This window comes from Mycobacterium innocens (assembly GCF_900566055.1).
Taxonomy (GTDB): domain Bacteria; phylum Actinomycetota; class Actinomycetes; order Mycobacteriales; family Mycobacteriaceae; genus Mycobacterium; species Mycobacterium innocens.
This window is the reverse complement of record NZ_UPHQ01000303.1, coordinates 1-11,059: the sequence shown is the minus strand read 5'-3', so window position 1 is coordinate 11,059 and position 11,059 is coordinate 1. Positions and strand designations below refer to the sequence as shown.

At 64.5% G+C, this 11,059-nt stretch carries 10 protein-coding genes and 2 pseudogenes; 9 read left to right on the top strand and 3 right to left on the bottom strand.

Annotation, left to right across the window (positions count from 1 at the left end; all coding sequences use genetic code 11):
* The first annotated feature begins 208 nt into the window (after positions 1-208).
* The 4 genes and pseudogenes from EET03_RS32565 (at position 209) to EET03_RS28230 (ending at position 2,707) form a co-directional block, all read left to right on the top strand.
* A complete protein-coding gene (locus EET03_RS32565; RefSeq protein WP_279637768.1) occupies positions 209-334 on the top strand; it encodes a hypothetical protein in 126 nt (41 codons plus the stop codon).
* Between the two features lie 234 nt (positions 335-568).
* Positions 569-1,911: pseudogene (locus EET03_RS28240) on the top strand (IS110 family RNA-guided transposase).
* Between the two features lie 171 nt (positions 1,912-2,082).
* Positions 2,083-2,313 carry a FitA-like ribbon-helix-helix domain-containing protein gene (locus tag EET03_RS33195; RefSeq protein ID WP_075510669.1) on the top strand — a complete coding sequence of 77 codons (231 nt, stop codon included), beginning with the start codon at positions 2,083-2,085 and terminating at the stop codon, positions 2,311-2,313.
* Positions 2,282-2,707, top strand: a complete 426-nt coding sequence (locus tag EET03_RS28230; protein WP_279637767.1) for a type II toxin-antitoxin system VapC family toxin — start codon at positions 2,282-2,284, stop codon at positions 2,705-2,707. Before EET03_RS33195 ends, EET03_RS28230 begins: the two co-directional genes overlap by 32 nt.
* 696 nt (positions 2,708-3,403) lie before the next feature.
* Here the strand turns inward: EET03_RS28230 and EET03_RS28225 are convergent.
* Positions 3,404-4,267 carry a MaoC/PaaZ C-terminal domain-containing protein gene (locus EET03_RS28225; RefSeq protein WP_075541838.1) on the bottom strand — a complete coding sequence of 288 codons (864 nt, stop codon included), beginning with the start codon at positions 4,265-4,267 and terminating at the stop codon, positions 3,404-3,406.
* 4 nt (positions 4,268-4,271) lie between these two features.
* A complete protein-coding gene (locus EET03_RS28220) occupies positions 4,272-6,119 on the bottom strand; it encodes a PHA/PHB synthase family protein (RefSeq protein ID WP_082274521.1) in 1,848 nt (615 codons plus the stop codon).
* 167 nt (positions 6,120-6,286) lie between these two features.
* Here EET03_RS28220 and EET03_RS28215 point away from each other — a divergent pair, with 167 nt between their 5' ends.
* From EET03_RS28215 to EET03_RS28195, 5 genes are all read left to right on the top strand, one after another.
* Positions 6,287-7,429, top strand: coding sequence for an acyl-CoA dehydrogenase family protein (locus tag EET03_RS28215; protein WP_075541839.1), 1,143 nt, complete (start codon positions 6,287-6,289; stop codon positions 7,427-7,429).
* Positions 7,430-7,455: 26 nt separating this feature from the next.
* Positions 7,456-8,208: a 3-hydroxyacyl-CoA dehydrogenase gene (locus EET03_RS28210; RefSeq protein WP_075541840.1), complete on the top strand. Its 753-nt coding sequence runs from the start codon at positions 7,456-7,458 to the stop codon at positions 8,206-8,208.
* A 29-nt stretch (positions 8,209-8,237) separates the two neighbouring features.
* Positions 8,238-8,531 (top strand): nuclear transport factor 2 family protein, encoded by a 294-nt coding sequence (locus EET03_RS28205; protein ID WP_082274522.1) that lies wholly within the window; start codon positions 8,238-8,240, stop codon positions 8,529-8,531.
* Between the two features lie 87 nt (positions 8,532-8,618).
* The gene (locus EET03_RS28200) at positions 8,619-9,719 is read left to right on the top strand and encodes an NAD(P)-dependent alcohol dehydrogenase (RefSeq protein WP_075541842.1); all 1,101 of its coding nucleotides are present in this window, start codon (positions 8,619-8,621) and stop codon (positions 9,717-9,719) included.
* A gap of 13 nt (positions 9,720-9,732) precedes the next feature.
* Positions 9,733-10,530, top strand: a complete 798-nt coding sequence (locus EET03_RS28195) for an enoyl-CoA hydratase/isomerase family protein (protein WP_075541843.1) — start codon at positions 9,733-9,735, stop codon at positions 10,528-10,530.
* A 238-nt stretch (positions 10,531-10,768) separates the two neighbouring features.
* On the opposite strand, the pseudogene EET03_RS30570 reads toward EET03_RS28195, so the two are convergent.
* Positions 10,769-11,059, bottom strand: a pseudogene (locus tag EET03_RS30570) (hypothetical protein); the annotation flags it as partial.

Sequence of the window (11,059 nt, the reverse complement as noted above, 5' to 3'; positions counted from 1 at the left end):
AACCTGCAAAACGCCATCAGATACGCCCAGCACACCGCCGCCGAACTCGACACCGCACACCAACACGCAGCGCACCTCGCTGCCGCCGAACCAGCACACCAACTATCAAGCCCCAACACCAAACGCCCGGGGCCAAAATTCATGCAGATCAGTGGGGCCAAACCACTTGACGAAACGCACCTTGACCACCTGATCCAGAATCTGGCACTTGGCCTTCTTCGAAGCCTTCACATACGACTTGGCGAACCTCGCGGTGATCTCGGCACGAGACGTCATCGACAACCCACTTCCCATGCCCCACAACAGTCACCATTTCGCGGGCATTCTTACGTGAGCCCCCTATCCCTCTGGGTGACGCCTCGCAGGCGTGAAAATGGGGTCGGGTCGCCTGCCGACGCCGATGTTTCCTTGGGTGTGTGAGCCCGCACGTGAGCCTGGCGCCGGGGCCCGACCTGGAAGGGTCACGCACTGTTGCTTCGAGCACGCCGGTCAGAATTTCGGTTCCCTTGACCGAGGCCCCCAGGCGACCCGACCTGTCCAGTGTGAATGTGTTTGGAGGGCAAGGCAAGTGAACAACCGAGCTCAACCGGGACAGCCGGAGGAGATTCCCGACGCCGATCACGAGCTGGTCATCGAGCGGGTCGCCGCGATCGATGTGGCCAAGACCTCGGGCAAGGTATGTGTGCGCGCGTGCAGGGACGCTGCTGGTCGCAGGTCCAGCCGGGTGTGGGATGTGGTGGCCACGACCGGCGCGATCACTGAACTGGCCGCCCAGCTTGTGGCGGACCGGATCGAGAAGGTCACCGTCGGATTACTGGCGGATCTGGTACTACCTGTTGGAGGCGGCGGGGCTGTCGGTGCAGCTGGTCAACGCCCGCGACGTCAAAAACGTCCCGGGACGGTTGAAAACGGACAAGCTCGACGCTGTCTGGCTGGCCAAACTGACCGAGAAGGGTCTGTTGCGGCCAAGTTTCGTACCGCCGGCGCCGATTCGGGAGTTTCGCGACTACACCCGGCTGCGCACCGATCTGATCCGTGAGCGGACTCGTTACTGGCAGCGGGTGGAGAAACTGCTCGAGGACTCGCTGATCAAGGTGTCGGCGGTGGCGTCCACGCTGGACACGCTGTCGGTGCGCGACATGCTCGAGGCGCTGATCGCTGGTGAACGCGACCCGCGGCGGCTCGCCGATCTGGCCCGGGGGCGGATGAAAACCAAACGGGCCGCCCTGATCGAAGCCCTCACCGGACGGTTCGACGCTCACCACGGCGAACTCGCACGGATGCTGCTCGATCAGATCGACGCTCTCAATGTCCAGATCACCACCTTGAGCACCCGCATCGAAGAGCTGCTGGCCGCCATGCCCGACGCACAGCCCGCCGACACCGCCATAGCGGCACGCTGTGAGGCCGACACCGCGGTGCTGTCGGCGCAGGCCCGCCTTGATGAGATCCCCGGCGTCGGGTCACATGGCGCCCAGGTCATCCTCGCCGAGATAGGGCTGGATATGACCCGGTTCCCCACCGCCGGGCACCTGGTCTCGTGGGCCAAGCTGTCCCCCCGCACGATTCAGTCCGGGCCGGTGCAGCGCGGCGGGCCCACCGGTAAAGGCAACCCGTATCTGAAAGGCGCGCTCGGCGAGGCAGCCAATGCCGCCGCCAAAACCAACACCTTCCTGGGGGAACGCTACCGGCGCATCGTCAAACGCCGCGGCAAGCTCAAGGCCCTCGTGGCGGTCGCCCCGCTCCATCCTGGTCATCATCTGGAACCTGCTGTCCAACCCCGCCGCGCGCTTCCACGACCTAGGCTCCGACTACCACGCCACCCGCACCAACACCGACCGAAAGCTACGCAACCACATCACCCAGCTCGCCGCGATGGGCTACCGCGTCACCCTCGAACCCGCCGCCTGACCCGACCCACCACAGCACCAGCACACAAATACCCGGCTCCGCCGGGTGCCTTCGTCCTGCCCGCTCACCTTGGGTCATTTTCCGGTCAGGCACCGAGGGTGTTGCGCGGGCAGTTTTCGTGAGTCAAGCCGGGCACTTGCGTTTTGGCGCTCCTGGCGCCAAAATAGCGCCATGCCCAGTGTGCAGATCAAGGACGTTCCGGAGGACACTCACCGAGTTCTGCGGGAGCGAGCCGCACGCGCACATCAATCCCTACAGGAATACCTCCGAAGTCGGCTCATCGCCGACGCGAATCAACCCACGCTGGATGAGGTGTTCGACCGCATCACCACACGTCGCGGCGGCCGCGTGTCTTTCAGAGCCGCCGTCGATGATGTTCGGGCTGATCGTGATCGTCGTTGATGCGAGCGTACTGGCCGTAGCGCTGGGCGACGACGGGTCGGACGGCCGGCTCGCGCGGGAACGTTTGGCGCACGAGACGTTGGTTGCTCCGGAACTCATCGACCTCGAGGTGGTCTCGGTGTGGCGCCGCCAGGTCGCGGCGAAACGGATGCCGGCTCGCAGGGCCGCGAGCGCGGTGGCGGACCTGACGGATCTGCCGCTGCGTCAGTCCTCACATCAGCCATTGCTCCACCGGGTATGGGAACTGCGGCATGTCCTGACGACCTACGATGCCGCCTACGTTGCGCTGGCCGAGGCTCTCGACGTCGTACTGGTTACCGCAGATGCACGCCTTTCCGGGGCTTCGGGCACCCGTTGCGAGATCGATGTTTTGGGCGAGGTCGGCGACTACTGACAGCCGTCGCGGGGTCTGCTTGAGACCAGGCCCGCCACGACAATGGACGATGGCGGGACGGCGTTGATCTGGTTGCCGCGCTCACCGGAGTCCTGGTGCGCCAGTCACATTGGTAAAATCGGTCTTTCGCCGAACCGGTAGGCAACTTGCCGGGCTCACTAGAAAATTCATGGTGACCAGTAGTTGGTGGGCGGGCTGCCCGCAGGTGTTGGGCGGCGTCGGTGTGGGGTTGGTGGCGGCGTCGACGGGCGAGTGGGGGTGCCGGTGAGATTCGTGCGTTCGAGCGCAACGATGGCGGTTCGCCCGGCGGCGGATGGCTGATCCGACTGTCATTCCGCCGTATCGAGTGTGCGGTGGCGGCTTTGAATGTGTGTAGGGCGGCACCCAAGGCGGGGCCGAATTTTCGCCATGAGTACACGCTCGGCGCGGTCTACCTGTGAACGATCGACTTGTACCCGGACCCCACCAGCCCCGTGCGGCCTGACCCCCGACGAATTTACGGGCGCGACCACTGAGAATCCCGTTCACTGCCCCTCCTCGTAGGTCGCTTGCCGGAAGTCTTTGACGCTCATTGGTCCGACGTGGATGCGAGGCGGGCGGCTACCGAACCGATCGCACCCGGCGGACGCGCTTTCGGGTCTCGAACAGCCCTCAGATTGCGCGACATCGTCCGCATCCGGCCGCCCAAGTAAGCTGCTAGCGGACCTCGATGACGACGTTCGATAACACCGGCGTGCCGCGGTCCTTGCAGAGCGCTTCGACGAATACCGCCTCGGGGTCCTGCCACATCCGGACGGTGATCGTTTCGCCGGGGAATACCACTCCGGCGAATCGGGCGCGGTAGCGTCTGACACGGCCGACATCTCCGTCCAGTGCCGAGTCGACCACCGCCTTCAAGACCATCCCGTAGCTGCACAGGCCGTGCAGAATGGGCTGATCGAAACCGCCTTTGCGGGCAAACTCGGGGTCGGCATGGATCGGGTTCATGTCACCGGACAGGCGATAGAGCAGCGCCTGTTGCGGCAGGGTCCGGCAGTCAACTTCGAAGTCCGGCTGCCGGGCCGGTGGAGCCGGCGGCGGTGCTGCCGATCGCGCAGCATCGCCTTGGCCAAACCCTCCCTCACCCCGAATGAACGCGCTGAACCGGTTGGTGACCAGAGGCTGATCGCTCTCGGCGTCGCGGGTGACCGTCTCGAGCACCACCAGCGCCGCCTTGCCCTTATCCACGACGTCGCAGATCCTTGCCGACGTTCGAACGGCGCGATTGATGGGCAGAGGTCCGTACAGTTCCATCTCCTGCTCGCCGTGAAGAAGTTTGCTCAGGTCGACGTCCATGCCGGGCAGCTCCAGCATGTCGAACAACATCGGGGAGGCCGGGATCACCCCGAATGACGGCAGAACCTTGAGCTGGCCCTCATACGTGTAGGCAAGCTCGGCGGGATCGGTGGGCGGAACGCCGGCGCCCAAACCCAGGTGGTAGAGGATGACATCGCTCGCGCTCCACGAGCCCTGCCGCTCCGCGAGCTCTGCGCCAAGGACCGCATCGACATCGATGGGCATGTCATCAACCCTGGGATTGCTTGAAGACGTACGTGCCGGGAGCCGGGTCAAGCGGCGTGTATCGACTATTGCCGAGTCGGTCTGGCGCTTTTGCCTTCCCGCCCGCCCGCTCAGCGAGCCACGGCGCCCAGTCCTGCCACCAGGTGCCCTTGTGCACCTGCGCGGACCGCAGCCATTCCTCCGGCGTCGGGCACGACTCGTCGCCGATGCGATAAGCCGACTTCGGGTTCCCGGGAGGGTGGATGACCGCGGCGATGTGGCCGCTCGTCGACAGAGCGAAACGTGTCTTGCCGCCCAACATTTCGATGCTGCGATAGCAACTCGGCCAGGGTGTGAGGTGGTCGGTTTCGCCCGCGGCTATATAGGCGTCGCAGGTAATCTGGGCCAGATCGATCGGCGTGCCGAGGACCCTGAGGGCACCGGGGTTCGCTAACGGATTGGCGAGCGCGAGGTCGACCAGATCGGCGTGCAGCCCCGCCGGCATGTTCATCGAATCCAGATTCCAGAACAACAGGTCGAGCGCCGGCGGTTTGTTGCCGAGGTAGTAGTTATTGACAAAGTTGTTCCAGACCATGTCGTTTGGTCGCAGCCACGCGAAAGTTCGCGCCAACTCTGTGCCGGCGAGGTAACCCTTACGCTTGATTTTCGCTTTGGCCGCTTTGGCGATATCGGGCGAGGCGATGCTGAGGATGGGACCGCCGCGGCGGACGTCAAGCACGGTGACCATAAGGCTCAGACTCGCGACCCGATCGATGTGGCCCAGCGCGGCCAGATGCGCGACGGCGGTAGTGGTGGCGATTCCGCCAGCACAGAAGGCCACCACGTGAACCGCGTCGGCTCCGGCGATCTCGCGGGTTGTCTCGATCGCCTCGACGATTGATTCGAGGTAGTCCTCAAGGTTCCAGCCTGCTTCGTCGCGGGTCGGGTTCGCCCACGACAGCGCGAACGGCTGCAGCCCTCGGTCACCGATAAACTCCACCATGCTCTTGCCGGGCGACAGGTCAACGACATAGAACTTGCTGATCATTGGCGGGATGAGCAGTACCGGAACCTTATGCACCTGTTCCGTTCGCGGCTGGTACTGGATGAGTTCGAAGCGATCATCGCGGCGCACCACGGCACCGGGCGATGCGGCCATCGTCTTTCCGACCTCGAACGGGGTGCGGTCGACACTAGCCGGCAGCTTTATCGGGGAACGGGCGTCGCGCACTGCGGCGCGTGCGCCCGTGACGAAGTTCTCTCCTCCGCGATCGATCGACGTCTTCCACACGGTGGGGTTGGTCAGCGGGAAGTTCGTCGGGGCCAGCGCGTCGATCAGGTTGTCGACCACCAGGCGCAGGCGTTCATGGTCGGCCCAGTCCAAGCCTGACTCATCGGCCAGAGCGCGCGCGTAGTCGCTGATGCTCAAGTACCCCTGGCAGATCCGGCGAAATAGCCAACTTTGCGTCCACGCGGGATCGCGGAATCGTGAATCACCCTTTGGCGGAGTGCGTCCGGACCGACCCGCGATCACCCGGGCAAGGTCGGCTGCGACCGTCGCGGTTTGGCCCGCTAGCAGGCGGGGCCGCAGCGCAAGCCCACCGGCCGCCTTGAGAAACTCCGCGCCGGGCACGAACCGGCTCTCGGCGCTGGCGGCCTCGGTCAGCAGCTGGTCGAGGCCGACATTTTGCACCTGACCGGTGGGGTCGGTGATCTCCGGCCGCACGGCCCCGGATCGCGCCTGCGCCGGCGGCGCACCGTCGTTGTCGGACTTCGATGATCGCGTTTTCGCTCGCAACTTCGGCTCGGCGCCGTTCGTCCCCGAAACATGCGTCGCCCTCGAAGCACGGGCCTTTTGCGTTGGTGCGTCCATAGCAATACGGTATATATCCCGCGAAATGTTGGGGACCTCCCATTTGCCGTAACTACCTCTCCCAAATGGGCTTTCGCGAGACGAAGTGGCCCCGATCCTGGGTACCGTTCAGGTTGTGCCGTGAAACTGTGATTCGGCACTGTTCTTTCGCATCGGAAGGAGTTCGCGTGCCCGTCGATCGCCTGCTGCCCACCGACGAGGCCCGCGAGCTGATCCATCTCACGCGGGAAATCGCAGATAAGGCGCTCGAGCCGATCGTCGACCACCACGAGCGGATGGAGACCTATCCAGAGGGGGCCTTCGCGACCCTCGGCGCCGCGGGGCTGCTGAGCCTGCCGTATCCCGAGGAATGGGGGGGCGGGAAACAGCCGTACGAGGTTTACCTGCAGGTATTGGAAGAGATCGCCGCACGATGGGCGGCGGTCGCGGTAGCGGTGAGCGTCCACAGTCTGGCCTGCCATCCGTTGATCGCGTTCGGCACCGACACGCAGAAGCAAATGTGGCTTCCGGAGATGCTGAGCGGCAACATGATCGGCGCCTACAGCCTGTCCGAACCACAGGCCGGCTCCGACGCGGCCGCGCTGCTATGCAGTGCTGCTGCCGTGGACAATGGGTACCGGGTCAGCGGCGCCAAGGCATGGATCACGCACGGCGGTATCGCCGACTTCTACACCCTGTTCGCGCGCACCGGCAAAGGCGCACAAGGCATTTCCTGCTTCCTCGTGCCCAAAGACGCCGAGGGGCTCACCTTCGGCAGACCGGAAGAGAAGATGGGCCTGCACGCGGTGCCGACGACGACGGCGCACTACGACGACGTGTTCATCGCTCGTGAGCGGCGCATCGGCAACGAAGGACAGGGCCTACCAATCGCGTTCAGCGCACTGGACAGCGGACGCCTCGGAATCGCCGCCTTCGCAGTCGGATTGGCGCAGGCCGCGCTCGATGAAGCGGTCGCCTACAGCCAGCAGCGGACCACCTTCGGCCGCAAGATCATCGACCACCAGGGCCTGGGATTCCTGCTGGCGGACGCCGCCGCAGCGGTGGATTCCGCACGCGCGACGTACTTGGACGCCGCCAGACGCCGCGATGCGGGGCTGCCCTACTCCCGGCACGCGTCCGTCGCAAAGCTGGTCGCCACCGACGCCGCCATGAAAGTCACCACCGACGCTGTCCAGGTGTTCGGCGGCGTCGGTTACACCCGCGACTACCGCGTGGAACGCTACATGCGGGAGGCCAAGATCATGCAGATCTTCGAGGGCACCAATCAAATCCAGCGACTGGTGATCAGTCGCGGTCTCGCCGGTCACTGAGCGGCTTCCATGAGAGGAAATGCCGAGTGGAGACCAAAGACGCGGTGGCCGTAGTCACCGGAGGCACGTCCGGCCTCGGTCTGGCCACCACGAGGCGGCTGCTTGACGCGGGCGCGCACGTCGTCGCCCTCGATCTGAAGGGCGAGGAGGCGCTCGCCGAGCTCGGCGATCGTGTCCAGTTCGCCGGAGGCAGCGTCACCGACGAGGCGGCCGTGGCCGCAGCGCTAGACGCCGCGGAATCGCTTGGCCCGCTGCGCATCGTGGTCAACTGCGCCGGGGTGGTCAACGCCGTCAAGACCCTAGGCCGGGACGGCGTTTTCCCAATCGATGAGTTCACCAAGGTGATCCAGATCAACCTGGTGGGCACGTTCAACGTGATTCGGCTGGCCGCCGAACGGATGGCCCAGACCGAACTGCTCGGCGAGGAGCGCGGCGTCATCGTCAACACCGCGTCGGTGGCAGCGTTCGACGGACAAATAGGGCAGGCCGCCTACTCGGCGTCGAAGGGCGGGGTGGTCGGTATGACGTTGCCGATCGCCAGAGACCTGGCGAGCATGGCCATCCGCGTTGTCACCATTGCACCCGGCCTGTTCAAGACGCCCATGCTGGCGTCGCTGCCCGAACAAGCGCAAAAGTCGCTGGGCGCTGCGGTGCCGCATCCGAGCAGACTCGGCGACCCCGACGAGTACGCCGCACTGGCCGTCCACATCGTCGAGAACCCCATGCTCAACGGCGAAGTCATTCGCCTCGACGGCGCGATCCGGATGGCGCCGCGATGAACGTTTCCGAGAAGAGCCAAGGAGAACCGATGCCTGCGCACGCTATCGCCCGATGGCTCGAGTTCATGGAGCAAGGAAAGACAGACGTCCTCGACAATTTGCTCGCCCCAGATGCTGTCTTCTACTCCCCAGCTGTATTCGCCCCGCAAGAGGGCCGGGCGAAGGTAGCCGGATACTTGTGCGCCGCAGAACTCATGTTCTGCGACGCCGACTTCCGCTATGTCGCGCAGTGGTTCGACGATCGCTCAGCCGTTCTGGAATTCACCGCGAAGCTCGAAGGCGTGCATATCGGCGAGTTGTTAGCGCGGGACGAACGGCAATGAAGGTCTTCTCGCTGCTCGACAGGCCATCCGGGACAGCTAGTCCAACTGTGGAGCATCGAACGCCGCAGATTAGTAAGGAGACAACGAATGCAAATCTCAGCCGCGGTGGTGCCAGAAGTGGGCGCGCCGTTCACTCTCACCGAGGTCGAACTTCAAGACCCAGCACCTGATGAGGTGCTGATCGAGATCGCCGGAGCCGGCATCTGTCACACCGACATCGCTGTGCAGCATGGGCAATTGCCGTTCCCGCTGCCCGGCATCCTGGGCCATGAGGGCAGTGGAACCGTGGTGCAGGTCGGCGCCGACGTGAAGTCGCTCGCCGTCGGTGATCAGGTCGCAGTCAGCTTTAACAGCTGCGGCGCATGCCCCACTTGCGCGACAGGTGAACCCGCCTATTGTCACGACTTTCTCGCATACAACTTCGGCGGAGTGCGCCCCGACGGATCCTCCGGGTTAGCCTCTGCCGGAACAACATTGGGGGCCAACTTCTTCGGCCAGTCATCGTTGGCGACGCACGCGCTGGCTCACGAACGAAACGTGGTGAAGCTACCATCGGGTACCCCGGTCGAACTCGTGGGACCGCTCGGATGCGGCATCCAGACCGGGGCCGGCGCAGTGATGAATTCGCTTGACGTCCAACCCGGATCGACGGTGGTAGTCGCCGGCGCGGGGGCGGTCGGCCTGTCTGCGGTGCTGGCGGCGGTGGTGCGCGAGGCGACGTCCATCATCGCAATCGATCTGCACGAGAGCAGGCGGAAGCTGGCCATCGATCTCGGCGCCACCCATGCTATCGACCCGAACGCTGGCCCTCTGGCCGACCAGATTAGAGAGATCTCACCGGCGGGCGCCGGTTACGCGATTGACACTACGGCGGTGCCGCCCGTCACCGAGCAGCTGCTTGCCTGCCTTGGCGTGCGGGGCAAGCTGGGGTTGCTGGGCGTGCCTGCCAGTCCGGAGGCCGTCTTTTCGGTTGGGCTATTTGAGCCACCCCTGCTCGGCCTCACTATCCGAGGCATCATCGAAGGCGACGCCGACCCGCAGGTCTTCATCCCCTACCTGCTCGATCTGCATCGTCAGGGCAAGTTCCCGTTCGACAAGCTGATCACCACGATGCCGCTGGCCCAGATCAACGAGGCGGTGCAGGCACAGCACCGCGGCGAGATCCTCAAAGCCGTGCTGACTCCGTGATTAGAGTTGCGCAATGACCGAATACGAGGCCATCGTCCTTGAGTCATCCGGGCCGATTGCCCGCATCACCTTGAATCGCCCCGATGCCGCTAACGCGATGAATGACACACTGCTCCGCGAGCTTGCTGATGCGGCCAAGCGCTGCGATCGCGGTGCCACCAAGGTTGTCGTCCTCACCGGTGCTGGACGATTCTTCAGCGACGGCGGAGATCTCAGGGCGATGGCATCGTCATCGAGCACGTCATCGAGCACGCCCGGCGACTACGTCAAGGCGATGGCCGACGACCTGCACCGCGCCATCTCCACGTTCGCCCGGATGGACGCGGTACTGATCACCGCCGTCAACGGGGTTGCGGCTGGAGCCGGTTTCAGTCTGGCGGTGACGGGCGACCTGGTGCTTGCGGCAGAGTCGGCGTCGTTCACGATGGCTTACACCACAGCCGGTTTGAGCCCCGACGGCAGCTCGTCGTTCTATCTGCCCCGGCTCATCGGCGTCCGCAGGACGCAGGAGTTGATGTTGACCAATCGAGCACTGTCCGCGGCTGAGGCGTTGGCGTGGGGCTTGGTGACGGAAGTCGCCGAGGGTACGGAGCTGGCTGCCCGCACGGATGCGCTCGCGGAGAAGGTCGCTTCTGGCGCAAGGCAATCCGCGTCAGCGGTGAAGAAGCTGGTGTTGATGTCGTTCAAAAACGGCCTCGAGGAACAGATGGAGTTGGAGGGTCGGCTCATCGCCGAATGCGCCGATTCCCCCGACGGAAACGAGGGCATCAGCGCGTTTCTCGAAAAGCGCCGACCGCAGTTCGCACATTAAGCGCCGAGCGACTGGACCAAATCTCCACGCAAGGAAACCGGCTGCAGCTGCTGTCGGGTCGAGACCTGACCCGCACACTGCCAGGAGCAGCCAGAATCTTTGATCAGGTACGACGCTGACGTTTCCGCTGTGTGGGGCTGCGGTTGAGGGAGGAGTTGTTGTCGCCGTTGTCGTCAAAATTGTCGTCAATTCGGCGGAGCCCGCCCGGATGCCGCTGCGGTGTGCAACGCGTTGACGGCTACGGCCCTAGCGCCGAGATCGGCAGGACGTGAACCCCGTCGGTTCGTTTCCCACCACCGCCGGTCGCAGTCACGACGACGAGAGCAGACGGGCTGCCATGCTTCGAGGCATCCACGTTGGTCGCGAAGTGTAGGAGGCCCTTCGCCGCGCTGTCGATGACGTTTTGATCGCCCGTCAGCTTCACCTCGAATGCGGCCCAACCGTCCGGTGTCTCGACGATCGCGTCGACTTCCTTACGACCGTGAGACTCGCGCCAGGAGTACACCGCGCCGCCGAGCGGTTGCGCATA